Consider the following 17,446-nt stretch of genomic DNA (forward strand, 5'->3'; position numbering starts at 1 on the left):
GTCAGCCTCTCATCGCCTCGTCGGCGAGAGAGCTCAACGCGGCATCGATCTTGCTCGCGTCGGCGCCGCCGCCTTGGGCAAAATCGGGCTTGCCGCCACCGCCGCCACCAAGGATCTTGGACGCACCGCGCACGAGGTCGCCCGCCTTGATGCCGAGTTTGCGTGCGGATTCATTGGTTGCCACGGCGACCATCGGCTTGTCGTCGCCGCTGATGCCGGCAAGGGCCACCACAACCGGCTTGTCGTCACCAAGCCGGCCACGAATATCGAGGACGGTCTTGCGCAGCGCGTCGAAGGAACCGAAATGACCCACATTCTTCGAGGCTACCGTAACAGGCGCGTTCGAAGCCTGGGCGTTCTTCACAAGCTCAGGGACGGCAGCAGCAAGCTGGGTCTCGTACATGGAGGACAGACGACGATCGGATTCCTTGAGCTTGGCAAGCAGCGTATTGACACGATCTGCGAGCTCGTCCGGACGCGCGTTGAGCTTGTCGGACAGCTGCGAGACCAACGCATGCTCACGGGCGTTGAATTCGTAAGCGCCTTGCCCGACAACCGCATCGACACGGCGGACGCCGGAACCGATGGAGGCTTCGGACATGATGCTGATCTGGCCGATCTTGCCGACATGGTCGACGTGGGTACCACCGCACAGCTCGCGGCTCCAGCCGTCCTCGCCGATGGACACGACACGCACGATATCGCCGTACTTCTCACCGAACAGATGCATCGCGCCGAGCGCAATTGCGTCGTCGAACTTCATTTCCTTGGTGGTGACGACAAGGTTGTCGCGCAGACGGTCGTTGACTCGCGCCTCCACAGCGTCCATGACGGTCTTGCTCGGGGCCTTGGACCACTGGAAATCGAAGCGCAGACGGTTCGGGGCATCTTCGGAGCCACGCTGGGTAGCCTGTGGGCCGAGTTCCTCACGCAGAGCCTTATGCACCATGTGGGTCGCGGTGTGGGCGCGAGCGATGGCGCCACGACGCTGCAGGTCGATATTCGCGTTGACCGCGGCACCGACCACGAGCGTGCCCTCGGTCAGACGGCACTGATGGACGATCAGATCCTTGATGGGCTTCTGCACGTCGTCGACTTCAAGCACCGCGCCATCATCGGAGATGATCTCGCCCTGGTCAGCGAGCTGACCGCCAGCCTGGGCGTAGAAGGGGGTGCGGTCGAGGATGACCTCGACGTTCGCCGGGCCGGTCACCGCAGGCACCGAACCCTTGCCTTCCTGCATGATGCCGAGCACGGTGGAACGGCTCGAAAAATCGGTGTATCCGAGGAAGTCGATCGGCTTGGCGAGCGTCTTCTTGAAATCGTCGTAGACGCTCAGATCAACGTTGTGGCGCTTCTTGAGCGCGTCGGCGCGTGCACGGGACTTCTGTTCGTGCATGAGCTCACGGAACTTCGCTTCGTCGACCTTAACGCCCTGCTCCTGGGCCATCTCGAGGGTGAGCTCAATCGGGAAGCCGTAGGTGTCGTGGAGCTTGAAGGCGTCCTCACCGGAGACTTCGCCGTGATTACGCTTGGCTTGATCGACCGCGACGTCAAGAATCGTGGTGCCGCTTTCCAGCGTCCTCAGGAAGGCGTCTTCCTCACCGTATGCGGATTCCGAAACCTCATGGAAGGTGTCCTTGAGTTCCGGATAATTCGGTTCCATTGCCGCTTCGGAGACCGGGAAGAGTGTGGGCAGCACGTGGTCGCGTACACCGAGCATACGCATGGAGCGCACGGTTCGGCGCAGCAGACGACGCAGCACGTAGCCACGACCGACGTTGCTCGGACGCACGCCGTCGGACATGATCATGAGGGCGGAACGCACATGATCGGCCACGACGCGGAAGCGCACATCCGCGTCAGCGTCTTCGCCGTAGGTACGGCCGGAGAGCTTCTCCGCGGCCTCGATGACCGGGAAGACCTCATCGGTCTCGTAGATGTTCTGCTTACCCTGCATGAGGTACGCGAGACGTTCCAGACCGGCGCCGGTATCGATGTTCTTGTGCTCCAGCTCGCCGACGATATGCAGGTCGGTCTTGGACTTGACGTTGTCGACTTCGTAGTTTTCGAAGACGAGATCCCAGATTTCGATGAACCTGTTCTCGTCAGCCGCGGGGCCGCCGTCACGACCATATTCCGGGCCGCGATCCACGTAAATCTCGGAGCAGGGGCCGCCGGGGCCGGGGCCGCCGGTGGTCCAGAAGTTGTCTTCCATACCGAACACCTGCATATGTTCGGGGTCGAAGCCTTCGTTCTTCCAGATCGAACGCGCTTCCTCATCGTCGGTGAAGGTGGTGACCCAGAGCTTTTCGGGGTCGAAACCGTAGCCGCCTTGGTCCTGCGGGGTGGTCAGCAGCTCCCACGCGTAATGGATGGCCTCCTCCTTGAAGTAATCACCGAAGGAGAAGTTGCCCAGCATCTGGAAGAAGGTGCCGTGGCGGGTGGTTTTTCCGACCTCGTCGATATCGAGCGTACGCACGCACTTCTGGTTCGAGGTCACGCGCGTGGCGGGCGGCGTCTGCTCACCGAGCAGGTACGGGATGAACGGCACCATGCCTGCAATGGTGAACAGGGTTGTCGGGTTCGGCGAGATAAGCGAAGCCGACGGCATGACCAAATGGCCATGCTTCTGGAAATACGTGAGGTAACGCTTTGCGATGTCTGCTGTGCGCATAAGCGGGATGACTCCTTGTGTTGTGTGCGGCTCGCGGTTGCGGCGTGGGCCTGCGTTATTGATGTCAGACTGGTGCGGCACCTGTTACTTTGAAATACCTGAATACTGTGCGTTTAACTCCGCTTCGCGCGCTTTGCGGGTCGTGTTGAAATCCTCGATGAGACCGGCGAGCGTGCGTTGCAGGACGTTGTCCTGATCGGGGCCGAGCAGGAACTGCCTTACGTTATCAGGGGTGTTGGCCTTGACATAAGCCTGGGCTTTGGCGACGGCCACCACACCGATGACCACACCTACTGCCACCCAGAACGTTCTTTTCATGATGCTCCTTGTCTGCCTGCCCGGTTACTTCGTTGGGGCCTTCGCCCGCGTCTTGGCGTCAGCCGGCTTGGTGGGCACGACCTGCTTGCGTGCGGTTTTCTTGGTGAAGAATTGCTGTGCCGTCAACTTGAGCGCATACATCGTAGATGCAGCTTTGATGACCGGCTTGCCGAGGAATGAACCGTACAAATCAGTCAGCGCGGTGATGTTGTTTACCGTGGTGGATGCGGAATCGGAGATGCGATTGACATCAGCCAGGGACTTGTTGACCTGCTTGACTGTGGTGACCCCCTCGTCAATGGCGGGGATGGCGTGGTCACCCGACTCCTTGACGGTGATGGCGATCTGGTCGAACAGCTTGCCCAGCCGAATCAGCGGGTAGATAAGGAAGCCGACAAGAATCGCGAATGCGATTGCCGCAATCAGCCCGGCGATGTCTCCAACACCCATGCGAACCTCTTTCTGCTCACGCGCGTACAGCGCTACGATACCGGGTCAAGCCTAGTAGGCGGGCGAGACGCGCGCCTTGTTGACGAATCTATCGCCCCCGGGCGCGCAGGTCAATTGTTGTAGGAAATTACGCTCAGCGCCGTATCGAATGGGGCTTCGGTGTCAAAGTCAAGCTGTGTCACACTGCCGTTGCCCGGTCGTTCGGACAGGTCATAGCCGTCCGGGGCGAAACGATGCATGAGGCTGAGCAGGGTGTTGCCGTGAGAGATCTGCAACACGCGGTCACCGTCATGGAGCATGTGATTGGACGCGATGAGCCGGTACCCGCCTTCGATCCGGTTCCAGTATTCCTCGTCTGATTCCGCATCATGGAAGGGATCGGCCTGTTTGAGGAAATCACGGGTCGCGGAGAGTCCATACTGCGAGACGATCTTCTGATAGGTTCCGGCGCCATGAGGAGCCCCCGCCGCCCACCAGGAGGCGGACATATCCTGTCCTTCGAAATACCCGTAGTATTGTTCGCGGAAATGCATGTCAGCGATCAGTGTCGGGCGCTTATGACCGTGGCTTTCGTTCACGTCGAGAATCATGTGTGCCGTCTGTTCCGCGCGCGTGGTGTCAGAGCAGTATGCGGCGGCGAACTGGATTCCTTCGAGCTTGTGGGCGGCGCGTTCAGCGTCGGCGAGCCCCTGTTCAGTCAGCGGGGAATTTGACCAGCCTTGCAGCCGGTTGTAGCGGTTGAAATAGGTCTGGCCATGGCGGACCAGATACAGATGCAACTTCATGACACCCATGCTATAGCCGCGTGTCCGTAGGTGCGCATGTCGCACCGGCGTGTCGTTTTTGGATACGTCTGTAGCGGTTTGTACAAATGTCTAACGCATCGAACGCGAGGAAGGGAACCATGGCAAGTCAAGCCGGTATCAGCGAACACCAGTCGCACGAAGACATGTCTGTGCATGCCGGCGGTCGATACCGTGGCATCGATGGGTTGCGCGCCCTTGCGATTGTGTCAGTCGTGCTGTTCCATACGCGTCCGTCCATACTCTCCGGCGGTTTCCTCGGCGTGACGGTCTTCTTCGTCATCACCGGTTTCTTGAGTACCCGTAGCATTGAGCGCGCGATCGGACGCGGTGGCTTCCGGTACGGTTCGTACGTGCTCAAACGGCTCAAACGGCTGTGGCCGATGGGCTTGGCATCCATCGCGCTGGCCATTCCGCTCGTGTACCTGTTCTCCCCTTCGCTGTTGCTCAAGGCGCGGGCGGACGCGTTGCCTGCGGCGGCATTCGTGGTCAACTGGGTGTATATCTTCCGCAAACTGCCGTATTTCGCCGCGGCTGGCCTGCCTTCTCCCCTGACCCCGCTGTGGTTTGTGGCGATTGTCATGCAGTTCGCTGTGCTGTGGCCGGCGATCCTGCTGCTGCTGCACCGCATCTGCCGTTCCCGCTGGATGATGCACGCGGCGGTGCTGTTCCTGATGCTTGGTTCATCCATCGCCATGGGGGCGCTTTCCTTCAACGGGGGCGATACCGCACACCTGTATTACGGTCTTGATACGCGCGCGGCCGAGCTGCTGGTCGGCGCCGAGCTCGCACTGCTGCTTGCGGACCGTGCCGCGGCGCCTGTGTCAAAAGATACTAAGCCAGGGCTTCGTGCGGCCACCGACGACTCCGCGAACGACGGAACCGGACAGCGGGTTCCGGACCGAGTGTGGGTGAACCGTTTGGCCAAGCGCATGACTTATCGCACTACCGTAGGAGGCGTGACCATTGGCATGTCCGACATACTTGCATTGATCGCGCTGCTCGCCCTGGCAGCCGGCGTCGCAGTTGTCGACGGTGAGGCCATATGGATGTACCGCGGCGGCTATCTGGCGGCGGCCATCTTGGCGGCGTTGCTGGTCGCCGCCTGCACAGTACGCGGGTCTGTCACAGCGGCGATTCTGGGGTGCCAGCCGTTGGTCGTCGCGGGGTCTCGGGCGTTCGCGGTGTACATCATCCATTTCCCGCTGCTGGAGATCATGAATCCGGCGACACGCACGACCACGATGCCGTGGTGGGGCTGGCTGTTGCAGTTCGCGGTGATTGCAGGCGCGGCGGAACTCATCCACCGATTCATCGAAGTTCCGGTGCATCGGGGCATCGCGGCCGGAACCGCTTCCGAGGCGACAGAAAAAGGCGCAAAGTCAGCTGCCGGCGACAACGATGGTCGCGCGGGTCAGCCCAACGATAACAGCGCGAAGCCGAAGGCCATGACAGGTCTGCGGCTGGTGGTGACAGGCGCCGGACGTACCGTGCGCGCATATCTAGCGGATGTGCAGCCGGCGGCGAAGGTGATGGCAGCGGCTGGTTTGGTCGCTGTCATCATCGTCGGGTGCCTGCCGTTCGACTGGGACGGCATCGTTGAACAGCGTTCGATCGAGCTGCGGCCGGAAATCGCAGACGAAGCCAGCCTCGCGGGGAAGAAAGCCCTCGCTGGTGTCCCCGGTTCGTCACCGTCCACGGGAGCGTCCAAGGCACCAGATTCCGCTGGACACGCCGCTTCCCCATCGTCCAAGCCCTCGGCTTCAGGCTCGTCCAAGAACGCCCAGCAAACTCCTTCGAAGGCCCCCGCCACGCCGAAGATGAACGCGCATGCCGAAAAGGTGCCGGCAGGCGTCCCGCTGTCGTCGTGGACTTTCGATGCGGCGACCGGCGTGTGTAGCGCCGACCCATTGATCATCGGGGATTCCGTGGCTTTGGGAGCCGCGGATATCATCCAGCAGATCATGCCCAAAGCCGTCATTGATACGCAAGTCAGCCGGCAGATCACCACAGCCCCGGGAATCTACGCCCAACATGCCGGGGCCGGGCAAGGCGGCAGCGTGGTCGTGGTCGCGCTCGGCGACAACGGCCCGATTCGCGACGAGGCCGAATTGCAAAGCATCGTCGATGCGATGGATGGCAAGCCGGTGTACTTCCTCACCTTGCGCGTTCCGGTCTCGTGGCAGGACCAGAACAACGCGATTCTGCGTTCCTTCGCGGCGAGCCACCGCAATGTCGGCATCATCGACTGGAACGGCACCAGCGAAGGGCACAGCGAATACCTGTACGACGACGGCACGCATCTGACACCGCAAGGCCGCCCGGTGTACGCCACCATGCTCCGCCAGGCATTCTGCGGCCAGTGACGCCCGGATTCCTTCTGATATCTGATCGTGTGCTGTAGACTGACGGCATGAAACGCTTTCTCATCAACTGGCTGATCATGACCATCGCCGTCGGCGTCATGGTTGCGTTATTGCCCGGCATGCAGGCGAAAGGCGAACCGCCGATTCTCGGTATCGCCGCGTTCTCACTGTTCATGGCGTTGATCAACGCATCGATCAAACCGGTCGTGCACCTTCTGGCACTCCCCTTCTCGCTGCTGAGTTTCGGGTTTGTCGCGTTGGTGATCAACTGGCTGTTCATGGAACTCGCCTCGTGGCTCGCCTTCTCGTTCTTCGACGTGGGCGTGGTCATCGACGGGTTCTGGTGGTCGGTACTCGGCTCGCTCATCATGTCCATCGTGTCGTCAATCGTCGGGGGCGTGCTGGGCGAATAACGGCTGCACAGATAGCAGCGGCCGATGCAGGCGCGGTTACTGCGGCATGCGTCAGATTACAGGTATCTGCCGGTAACGCTGATAGGGGTGGTGGCAACCTGTTCGGCAGTCCCCGCGCACACGATACGGCCGCCGTATGAGCCGCCTCCCGGCCCCATGTCGATAATCCAATCGGCGTTCGCAATCATATCCAGATCATGTTCGATGACGATGATGGTCGCCCCGCAGTCAAGCAGGTTCTGCAACACGCCGATCAGCACTTCGACATCAAGCGGATGAAGGCCGATGGTCGGCTCGTCGAATACGAACAGCGCATGACGCTGGTCCTTGCCGATCTGCCCGGCGAGTTTCAACCGTTGTGCCTCGCCGCCGGACAACGCCGGTGTGGCCTCGCCCAGTGTGAGATACCCGATGCCCAGGTCATGGAGCGTTTTGAGCTTGGTCGCTATCTTGCGCTGGGAGACAAGGCATCCCACGGCGTCATCGATGGTCATGGCCATGAGCTGCGGCAGGCTCATCGTCACCGGATGCTGCTTGTCCGTGCCCGTGAACGTGCGGGTAATTTTCCACGCATCGCGCCCATATCTCGATCCCTGGCAATCGGGGCAAGTAATCTCGACATCGGGAAGGAACTGCACGTCGAGCGATATCGTGCCTGTCCCGTCGCAGGTAGGACAGCGCAACGAACCGGTGTTATACGAGAAATCGCCGGCATGCAGACCACGGGACCTGGCGGCATCGGTCGCGGCGAATACGCGCCGCAGCGGGTCCAGCACGCCGGAGTAGGTGGCGACCGTGGAGCGGATATTCGCCCCGATCGGCGTGGAATCGATAAGATGCACCTGTTCGATGCCGGCGGGATCGATGCCGCGCACATGTTCCGGCAACGTTTGACCTGCCGTATGCCGTTCAAGCGCGGGAGTCAGGCTTTCCAATACCATGGTCGTTTTTCCGGAACCCGACACTCCGGTCACGGCGATGAGCCTGCCGACCGGGATGCGCACGTCAAGCGACGAGACGGTATGGATCGGGGATGTCGACATGGCGATGGCACCGAAGGCGAACATATCGCGTTCCGATGTGCGTTGCCTTGGATGCACCGAACGCGAGCCGTCGAGGAATCCGCCGATGCGGGATTCCGCAGCCGCGGCGACCTGGGCGACAGTGCCTTGCGCGATGACCAGCCCGCCGGCGTCTCCGGACCCCGGGCCTATCTCGATGATGTGGTCGGCTTGGCGCAGGACCCGCGCATCATGGTCCACTACGACCACGGAATTGCCGTTGGCCAGCAGATCGTCGATCACGCCGAGCAAACCGTCGACATTCGCTGGGTGCAAACCAATCGACGGCTCGTCGAGCACATACAGCACGCCGGTGGTACGGTTGCGCACCGCACGCGAAAGCTGGACGCGTTGGCGTTCACCTGTGGACAGGGTCGCGCCGGGCCTGTCCAGTGACAGATACCCGAGCCCGAGCTGCTGGAGACGAGCAATGGGCTCGCGCATGGTGTCGATGATATTGGTAGCCATACCGGCGACATCACCGGGCATCACGGACGGGGTATCCGCAAGCCAGACGGCGAACTCGTCCAGCGTCATCGCGCACGCCTGGGGAAGATCGATGCCTTTGATAATCGGGTCGCGTGCGGCCTCACACAGTCTGGTTCCACCGCACTGCGGGCAGGTCTGCTCTTTGAGGAAGCGCGAGACACGCTTGACGGCGGATTCGCTGGTGGCGCGCGACAACGCGTTTTCCACCGACCTGACCGCACTGTAGTATGTGAAATCAAGTTCGGTGACGGTATCGGTGCCTTTGTTGTGCACGACGATATGATGCTTTTCGGCAGGTCCGTGGAACACGATCTGACGTTCCTGCGCGTTCAGCTCACGGAATGGAATATCCGTGCGGACGCCCATCTGGCGGACGATGTCCTTCATCAGCGACCACATGAGCGTGCCCCATGGGGCGACAGCGCCATCGTCAATGCTCAGGGATTCATCAGGCACCAATGTCGACTCATCCACGACGCGTTGCACGCCGGTGCCTGAGCATGCGGGGCATGCGCCATCGCTGTTGAACGCCATCTCCTCGGCGCACCGGCCGTAGAACTCCGCATGGCATTGGGGGCAGACAATCGGACGCTCAAGCGCCACGTTCATGGTCGGCGGCACACGATGGCCGTTGGGGCAGGTGTACGATCCGGTCCGTGAATACAGCAGCCGTAAGCCGTTGAGCAGTTCGGTCATCGTGCCGAACGTGGATCTGATGTCAGGGACCGCCGGCCGCTGATGCAATGCCAGCGCCGAAGGGACATGCTCTACCTCGTCGACGTCGGCACGCTCCGATTGCGTGATGCGGCGGCGGGTATATGTCGACAACGCTTCCAGATACCGGCGCGACCCTTCGGCGTAGAGGACGCCGAGCGCCAGCGAGCTCTTGCCCGAGCCCGATACTCCGGCGATGCCCACGAAATTGTTGAGCGGGACCGAGACATCAATGTCCTTGAGATTATGGACCCGCGCTCCCCTGACCTCGATGCTGTCCGGAACCTGCCGTCGCCTTGTCTTCTCCGCCATGTCTCCTCCGTCACGGAATCGCCCGGCCAATGCCTTGACTGTCGAGCCCGCCTATATGCGCCGGTATGCAGATAGCATAAGACCCCGCCAAAAGCGGGGCCTTATGCTGTATGTCCTTGAAAAATGGAATGGATCCAGGTCAGCGAGCGTAGAACTCGACGACGTACTGGATGTTCACCTGCACCGGGATCTCTTCCGGGACGGGCTTGCGGGTCAGGGTCGCCTTCAGGGAAGCGAGGTTGACATCGAGATACGGCGGAACGGCCGGAAGCACGTCACGGTGGACGCCTTCGGCAGCAGCCTGGAACGGCACCATGGTCTGGCTCTTCGGCTTGACCTGGATGGTCTGGCCGGGCTTGACACGGTAGGACGGACGATCGACGATGTTGCCGTCAACCATGATGTGACGGTGCACCACGAACTGGCGGGCCTGGGCGGTCGTGCGGGCGAAGCCGGCACGCAGCACGAGGGCGTCAAGACGGGTTTCGAGATCGGTGAGCATAGCTGCACCGGTCTGGCCGGCGGTACGGGTGCCCTTGACGTAAGCGGCGCGAAGCTGCTTCTCGGAGATGCCGTACTGGGCGCGCAGACGCTGCTTCTCACGCAGACGCACCGCGTAATCGGATTCGGTGCGGCGACGGGTGCGGCCGTGCTCGCCAGGAGCGTACGGACGCTTTTCGAACAGGCGCTGGGCCTTCGGGGTCAGTGCAATGCCGAGGGCGCGAGAAAGACGCACCTGACGGCGGGAACGCTGAGCGTTAGTCATATTGTTCCTTTTCTGTCGTTATCTGAACGGAACGCGAAGGACATTCCCTCGCGCTGAGCCAGCCTCTCCAGTGCTTCATCGTGCCATGCACGAACGGAGGACCGCTTTGTACGGACCTCCGCCGACCCACTGACGGGCTAAGACTCCAGATAGTGCGTGCGGTTGCACACACGAGTCACTAACATACACCACACCTGCGACCTCACTCCCGGCTCTCTTGCGACGGCGTGCCGGGAGCGTCGTGCAAGGCTGCGGTTGGTATCAGCAACGCATGCGCTCAGAGCTTCTCGATCGGTGCCGCGCGAAGCATGAGCCGCTTGACGCCGTCGGATCCGAAGTCCACGGTGATTACGGAGTTGCGGCCCTTGTCCTGGGTTTCCAAGACCGTGCCGAGACCGTATTTGTCGTGGGTGATCTTGTCGCCGACGTTGAAATCGGCGATGTTCAGGCCGTTGTCCTTGCCCACCTGCGATGTACCGGATGCCGCGCTCTTCTTGTGTGAAACGGCTGAGGTGTGCCGAGTGGTCACTTTCCCGGAACGCCCTGAACCTGATGACGAACCATAACCGTACGAGCCGCGGGAACCATACGAGGAGCCTGAACGCGATCCGTAGCCGCGCGACGAGGACGAACCGGACCGCGATCCGTAGGATGAGCCGCTATACGAAGACCCGCCGTAGGAGGAGCCGTATGCCGAGCCGCCGGAACGCCGGGACGATGAGGAACGGCCGGAACCATACGAGCCGCGCGAGCCGTATGAGCCGAAGGTGGATCCGCCGAAGCTGGTCGAGCCGAATTCATCGTCATCGCCCCAACCGCCGAACTCGTCATCGTCCAGGCCGCCTGACTTCCAGCCGCCACCCATGCGCTCGGTACTGGCCTCACGGCGCTTCCAGTCGATCAGCTCGTCAGGAATCTCATCAAGGAACTGGCTGGGCATCATGTCGTCGGCACGCCCCCACTGCGAGCGGACCGCGGCGCGCGTCAGGTACAGGCGCTGCTTGGCGCGGGTGATGCCCACGTAGGCGAGCCGTCGCTCCTCCGCCAGTTCGCTGGTGTCTTCGAGCGAGCGGGAATGCGGGAACGTGCCCTGTTCCATGCCGGTGAGGAACACAACCGGGTATTCGAGGCCTTTGGCGGTGTGCAGGGTCATAAGCGTGACCTTGCCACTGTCCTCGTTCTCGCCTGGCAGCTGGTCGGAATCCGCAACGAGCGCAGTCGTTTCGAGGAAGCTTTCGAGGGTCGCGTCGGGCGTATTCTGCTCGAATTCGGCTGCAACCGATTGCAATTGCGAGAGGTTCTCCAAACGGGAGGCGTCCTGCGGGTCCTCGGAGCGCTGCAGCTCCTCAAGCAGCCCGGACTTGTCAAGCACTTCGGCGACGATGTCCGACGGCTGGTTCGCATGGTCGCGCGCGAAGGCGGCGAGATGCTGCATGGTGTCGCGGAATGCGCCGAGCGATTTCGCCGTGCGCGTGGGCAGTCCCTCAATCTGTTCCATATCGGCAATACCTTGCCAGAACGGTGCCGCATGGGCGTCGGCATAGGCGGCGACCATCGCTTCGGCACGCGCGCCGAGACCACGCTTGGGCACATTGAGGATGCGCCGCATATTCACGCTGTCCGACGGATTGACGATCGCCTGCAGATAGGCGATGGCGTCCTTGATTTCCTTGCGCTCATAGAACTTGGTGCCGCCGATGAGCTGATACGGGATACCCGCGTTGATCAGCGCCTCTTCAAGGGAGCGCGACTGGGCGTTCGCCCGGTACATGATGGAGACATCGGAGTACTTGTAGCCGTCCTCGGCGACGAGCCGGGCGATCTCTGTGGCGATCCACAGGGCCTCCTGCTGCGCGTTGTCCGCCGCGTAGCCGGTAATCGGTGCGCCCTTGCCTGCGGCGGTCCACAGCTTCTTGGGCTTGCGTCCCTCATTGTGGGAGATGACCGCGTTGGCCGCGTCGAGAATCGTCTGCGTCGAACGGTAGTTCTGCTCGAGCATGATGGTCTTGGCATCCGGGAAATCCTTCTCGAAATCCTGGATGTTACTGATATCCGCGCCACGGAACGCGTAAATCGACTGGTCGGAATCGCCGACGACCGTCACCCACGCCGGGCCTACTCTACCAGCGCCAATCACCGAGGTGTCGGGCTGCTCATGGGCGTCGATGCCTGCAAGCTCACGGATCAACACGTATTGCGCATGATTGGTGTCCTGGTACTCGTCAACGAGAATATAGCGGAACTTATGTCGGTAGTAATCGGCGATATCCGGCTGGGTACGCAGCAGTTCGACGGTACGCATGATCAGGTCGTCGAAATCGACGGCATTCGCCGCGGCGAGACGATGCTGGTATTCCGCATAGACCACGGCATACAGCTGTTCCTCATTGCCATACCGGCCCAGCTGGTAGCCGCGCTGGCCGGGACGGTAATCCGGGGCGAACTGCTTGAGCTGACCCTGCCACGTTTGCAGATTGTTCTTGTAATCCGAAATCCTGGCGAGCATCGCGCGCGGGGTGTAGCGCTTGATATCGATGTTCAAGTCGGTGGCGATGAGCTTGACCAGCCGCTGGCAGTCCTGTGTGTCGTAAATGGAGAAACCGGAGTTCAAGCCGATGGCCTGCCCGTCACGGCGAAGGATACGCACGCATGCCGAATGGAAGGTGGACACCCACATACGCTGGGCGACCGGGCCGATCAGCGTGGTCAGACGCTCACGCATTTCGGCGGCAGCCTTGTTGGTGAAGGTGATGGCGAGGATCTGGCTCGGCCAGGCGTAGAACTGGGTGAGGATCCACGCGATGCGACGTGTGAGCACACGCGTCTTGCCGGAACCGGCGCCCGCGCCAATCAGCAGTGCCGGCCCCTGATACTGGACCGCCTGCGCCTGCTGCGGATTGAGCCCGCCAAGCAGCTCCTGTGCGCTACGAGCGAGAACTGGGGAATCATTGTCGAACACTGTCACCCTCCGAATCATGCCATCGCCGACTGTACGGCGCCCATAATTTCTACCACAGCCACAGGTCAGCACGACGCGCGCCTGCTGCCGGGCGGATGTGCGGCGCTCGCGGTATGCTCGCTCCATTACACCCGTCCCGGCCAGGCTCGTCGCGCATGTCGTCATGCGCCCTCGAACCATATCAAACACATGGCCGCGAGGGTGGCCAGACAAGCCGGGGCCAAGGCTCCACAAGAGAACACGAGGCAGGTCAATGAAAGAACTCGAAGAGCGCATCCGTCGTGACGGTATCGTCAAGCCGGGGAACGTCCTCAAAGTGGACGCGTTTCTGAACCATCAATGCGATGTCAAGTTGTTCGACCAGATGGGCCGGGAATGGGCGCGGCTGTTCGCCGGCAAGCAGATCGACAAGATCTTGACCATTGAGGCTTCAGGCATCGGCATCGCCTGTGTCGCGGCGCGTCATTTCGGCGACGTGCCGGTCGTGTTCGCCAAGAAAGCGCAGTCCATCAATCTTGACGGCGACCAGTATGTCACGAAGGTGTACTCGTTCACCAAGCAGCGCGAGTTCCCGGTCATCGTGTCCAAGCGCTTCCTGAACCCCGGCGAGCATGTGCTGCTCATTGATGATTTCCTCGCCAATGGCAAGGCGATGGAGGGACTGATTGAGCTGTGCCACGAGGCAGGCGTGGTGGTCGAAGGCATCGGCATCGCCATCGAGAAGGGCTTCCAGGACGGCGGCGCGAAGCTGCGCGAGGCCGGCTATGACCTGCAATCGTTGGCAATCGTAGACTCCATGGATCCGGACACCGGTGAGATCGCATTCCGCGAAGCCTGACGGGTTGCACACAGCAAATACGTGAACAGCAGAGAGACCAGGAACGACAGGCAGGAGACATATGGGCAACCCCATCGAAACGCCGTCGGAGCATGACAAGACGGCAGCCGAGGAGAACGTGACAACGACGGCACAGACAACGGCAACAACAACTCAGGACAACGGGACGCAAGGCAAACCTGTACAAGGCAACACCGTGCAAGACACCGCCACGAAGAAGAACACGCCGGAAACCACGGTCGCCGCCGCATCAACCGAAACGGCGAAAGCGGCAACATCCAACCCGCTGACCGAACTTGACGGCAAAATCTCCTTTTGGAAAGGCATCCCCTTCGGTCTGCAGCACGTGATGGCGATGTTCGTGGCGAATCTCGCCCCGATTTTCCTCGTGACCGCGGCCGCGAAGATGAGCCCGGAACAGTCCGCGATGATTATCCAGAACGGCCTGCTGGTCGCCGGCCTCGGCACGTGCCTCCAGCTGTACCCGTTGTGGCGTATCGGCAGCCGTCTGCCCATGGTCACCGGTATTTCCTTCACTTACGTGGCGGCGGCCATCGCCGTGGTCAGCGACAAAGGGTATGGCGCGGTTGTCGGCGCGGTGATGGTCGGCGGTCTGCTTGAACTCGTGCTGGGCCTGACCGCACGGTTCTGGCGCCGTTTCGTCCCGCCGATCGTCTCGGCGATCGTGGTCACCTCGATTGGTTTCTCGCTGCTCAGCGTCGGCGCGACATCATTCGGCGGCGGCTCCGGCGCCAAGGATTTCGGCAGCTGGCAGAATCTGACCCTCGGTCTGGTCTCCCTGGTTGCCTGCCTGGCGTTCCAGCTGCTGATGAAGGGCACCGCCAAGCAGCTGTCGGTGCTCTTCGGCCTCGTGGTGGGCTACGTGGTGGCCTTGTTCATGGGCAAGGTCGATTTCTCGGGGTTCCAGAACCTGGCAGTGCTCAGCGCACCGCATGTCATGCCGTTCAAGGTGCAGTTCGACGCGGGCGCGATCATCTCCTTCGCCCTGCTGTACGTGGTGTCCTCGGTCGAAGTGCTTGGCGACACCGCCGCCTTGGCGAAGGTCGGTCTCAACCGTGCGCCTTCCGAGCGTGAAACCGCCGGCGCAATCGCCGGTGACGGCCTGATTTCCAGCGTCTCCGGCCTGTTCGGCTGCCTGCCGTTGACATCGTTTGCACAGAATATCGGGCTTGTGGCAATGACCAAGGTCGTTAACCGCAAGGTGATTCTCTCCGGCGGTCTGATCCTGGTGCTCGCTAGCTTCGTCCCCAGCATCGCTGCGGTGTTCAACTCGCTGCCGCAAGCGGTGCTTGGCGGCTGCACCATCATGATGTTCGGCACGATTGTGCTCTCCGGCTTCCAGATGATCGCTGAAGCGGGCTTTACACAGCGCAATATCGCCATCGCGGCGCTCAGCTTGACTATCGGCATCGGCTTCACACAGGTGCAGGGCATCTTCTCCCAGTTTCCGTCCCTGTTCCAGTCGATTTTCGCGAGCAACTGCATCGCGCTGGCCTTCGTGGTCGCGGTCATCCTCAATGCGGTACTGCCGGGCGAGGAGCATTTCCTCGCGTCGAACGGCGAAGTCAACGAAAAGCGCTGAATCTCATAGACGTTCATAGACGTTCCAAAGCGGCGACACCGGAAGAAACTATCTCTCCCGGTGTCGCCGTTTTCGTTAGCGTATTTCCCGTCTGTAATACCGAATCACCTGGATTTGTGAGACAATGATGGTACCTGGGTACACCCGGCGGCGAAGGGAAGCCTTATGGACCGTTACACGAGCACGATGACCGAGCTCATCGGTCTGATGCGCATCATCGGCAATGACACCCAGCAGTGCGAGGTCAAGGAATGCAAGCGCAAAATGTCCTCGACCATCACCGAGACGCTGTCCGCGTTCTCCAACGGTTCCGGCGGCTGGATCATTCTCGGCTTGTCGGAAAAGAACGGGTTCACGCCGGTCGAGGGGTTCAACGCGCGCGCCATGCAGGAGGCACTCAGCCAGGCGTGCGAGCGGCTCACCCCGGTGGTGCGCCCGGTAATCGCCACCTGCCCGTTCGAGGGAACCAACCTGGTGTTCGCGCGGGTGGACGAGATGCAGCCGCGACTCAAACCGTGTTTCATCACCGCGCTCGGCCCGCATGACGGGTCGTTCATCCGCACGGGCGACGGGGACCGGCATATGACCGCCTATGAGGTCGACCGGCTTATCGAGGAGCACAACCAGCCCACGTATGATCTCGATCTGGTTTCGGGGGCGACGATCGATGATTTCGATCCCGGCCTGGTCCAAGCGGTGACCGGCAATGCGCGCGAACGGCACCCGCATGTGTTCGCCGGACGCAGCGACGAACAGGTGCTGTGCGATTTGCAGGCGTTACGCCACGACGACAGTGACGACTCCCAAGTTGGCGGCGTGCTGCGCCCCACGCTCGCCGGTTTGCTTGCGCTCGGCAGGTACCCGCAGAAATACTATCCGCGGCTCGGCGTGTCGGTCGCGGTGTTTCCCGGCACCAACGCCGATGACGTGTTTCGCGGCGACGAATCGTTGATTGCGACACAGCATGTGATCGGTTCCATTCCGGTGATGATTGAGGACACCACGGAATCGCTGATGCGCTGGATCGGCGCGCGCAAACCCGAATACCCGCCGGACGCCCTGCGCGAGGCGATTGCGAACGCGCTCATCCACCGTGACTACTCCCCCGACGCGCAAGGCACGCCCGTGCATGTCAACGTGTTCACCGACCGCATCACCATCACGAATCCCGGCGGATTGTACGGCACCGTCACGCAGGAGGTGCTTTCCAAACGTCCCCAGGACGACGGGCCTACGATGACATCCACACGTAACCAGTTCCTGTTCACGCTGCTCGAACTCACGCCGTCACCACGCGGCGGCATGGTCGTGGCCTCCGAAGGCGACGGATTCCGGCAGATCTTCTCCCAGTTGCGTGAGGCGGGTATCGAACCTGCGGCGGCACGCAACGAGCATGGCATGTTCACGATGACGTTCACGAAACGCAAACTCCACACCGTCGACTCGCCATCCGAGGTTTCCCGGGCGATACTGGATCTGTTGGAACGCCATTCGGCGATGAGCGCGAAGGAGATCATCCGCGAACTGCATCTGACGCCGCTTGCCGTGGCTTCCGGACTGCGCGAGCTCGTGCGCGCCGGGGAGGTCGCGCAGGCGCATCCGGCGGCCGAGGACGGGACCAAACGCTACCGGCTGCGCGGGCGGTGAGTCGGCATTGCCGAATTGACGAATCGACCG

12 protein-coding genes are annotated in these 17,446 nt (G+C 61.6%); 5 read left to right on the forward strand and 7 right to left on the reverse strand.

Features of this window, described 5'->3' with window-relative positions; translation table 11 throughout:
• Position 1 precedes the first annotated feature (1 nt).
• The 4 genes from alaS to K315_RS0107030 form a co-directional block, all read right to left on the reverse strand.
• Positions 2-2,677 (reverse strand): alanine--tRNA ligase, encoded by a 2,676-nt coding sequence (gene alaS, locus K315_RS0107015; protein ID WP_029576807.1) that lies wholly within the window; start codon positions 2,675-2,677, stop codon positions 2-4.
• Between the two features lie 84 nt (positions 2,678-2,761).
• Positions 2,762-2,998 (reverse strand): hypothetical protein, encoded by a 237-nt coding sequence (locus K315_RS0107020; RefSeq protein ID WP_029576808.1) that lies wholly within the window; start codon positions 2,996-2,998, stop codon positions 2,762-2,764.
• Positions 2,999-3,019: 21 nt separating this feature from the next.
• A complete protein-coding gene (locus K315_RS0107025; protein WP_029576809.1) occupies positions 3,020-3,445 on the reverse strand; it encodes a DUF948 domain-containing protein in 426 nt (141 codons plus the stop codon).
• Positions 3,446-3,555: 110 nt separating this feature from the next.
• The gene (locus K315_RS0107030; RefSeq protein ID WP_029576810.1) at positions 3,556-4,230 is read right to left on the reverse strand and encodes a histidine phosphatase family protein; all 675 of its coding nucleotides are present in this window, start codon (positions 4,228-4,230) and stop codon (positions 3,556-3,558) included.
• A gap of 119 nt (positions 4,231-4,349) precedes the next feature.
• Here K315_RS0107030 and K315_RS0107035 point away from each other — a divergent pair, with 119 nt between their 5' ends.
• Together K315_RS0107035 and K315_RS0107040 are read left to right on the forward strand one after the other, a co-directional pair.
• Positions 4,350-6,614, forward strand: coding sequence for an acyltransferase family protein (locus tag K315_RS0107035; RefSeq protein WP_052316565.1), 2,265 nt, complete (start codon positions 4,350-4,352; stop codon positions 6,612-6,614).
• Positions 6,615-6,661: 47 nt separating this feature from the next.
• A complete protein-coding gene (locus K315_RS0107040) occupies positions 6,662-7,027 on the forward strand; it encodes a phage holin family protein (protein WP_029576812.1) in 366 nt (121 codons plus the stop codon).
• Positions 7,028-7,083: 56 nt separating this feature from the next.
• On the opposite strand, the gene K315_RS0107045 is transcribed toward K315_RS0107040, so the two are convergent.
• The 3 genes from K315_RS0107045 to K315_RS0107055 all read right to left on the reverse strand — a co-directional run bounded on the left by K315_RS0107045 (position 7,084) and on the right by K315_RS0107055 (position 13,346).
• Complete coding sequence (locus K315_RS0107045) at positions 7,084-9,603, reverse strand: excinuclease ABC subunit UvrA (RefSeq protein WP_029576813.1); 2,520 nt, start codon at positions 9,601-9,603, stop codon at positions 7,084-7,086.
• 139 nt (positions 9,604-9,742) lie between these two features.
• Entirely contained in the window at positions 9,743-10,369 is a 627-nt protein-coding gene (gene rpsD / locus K315_RS0107050) for a 30S ribosomal protein S4 (protein ID WP_015450480.1), read from the reverse strand.
• A gap of 277 nt (positions 10,370-10,646) precedes the next feature.
• Positions 10,647-13,346, reverse strand: coding sequence for a UvrD-helicase domain-containing protein (locus K315_RS0107055; protein ID WP_033520564.1), 2,700 nt, complete (start codon positions 13,344-13,346; stop codon positions 10,647-10,649).
• Positions 13,347-13,581: 235 nt separating this feature from the next.
• Between K315_RS0107055 and K315_RS0107060 the strand changes: the two genes are divergently transcribed.
• The 3 genes from K315_RS0107060 to K315_RS0107070 all read left to right on the forward strand — a co-directional run bounded on the left by K315_RS0107060 (position 13,582) and on the right by K315_RS0107070 (position 17,416).
• Positions 13,582-14,166 carry a xanthine phosphoribosyltransferase gene (locus K315_RS0107060; RefSeq protein ID WP_029576815.1) on the forward strand — a complete coding sequence of 195 codons (585 nt, stop codon included), beginning with the start codon at positions 13,582-13,584 and terminating at the stop codon, positions 14,164-14,166.
• A 61-nt stretch (positions 14,167-14,227) separates the two neighbouring features.
• Positions 14,228-15,769 (forward strand): nucleobase:cation symporter-2 family protein, encoded by a 1,542-nt coding sequence (locus K315_RS0107065; RefSeq protein ID WP_029576816.1) that lies wholly within the window; start codon positions 14,228-14,230, stop codon positions 15,767-15,769.
• Positions 15,770-15,934: 165 nt separating this feature from the next.
• Entirely contained in the window at positions 15,935-17,416 is a 1,482-nt protein-coding gene (locus K315_RS0107070; RefSeq protein WP_029576817.1) for an ATP-binding protein, read from the forward strand.
• Positions 17,417-17,446 lie beyond the last annotated feature (30 nt).

Source organism: Bifidobacterium thermacidophilum subsp. thermacidophilum DSM 15837, from assembly GCF_000426425.1.
Taxonomy (GTDB): Bacteria; Actinomycetota; Actinomycetes; order Actinomycetales; family Bifidobacteriaceae; genus Bifidobacterium; species Bifidobacterium thermacidophilum.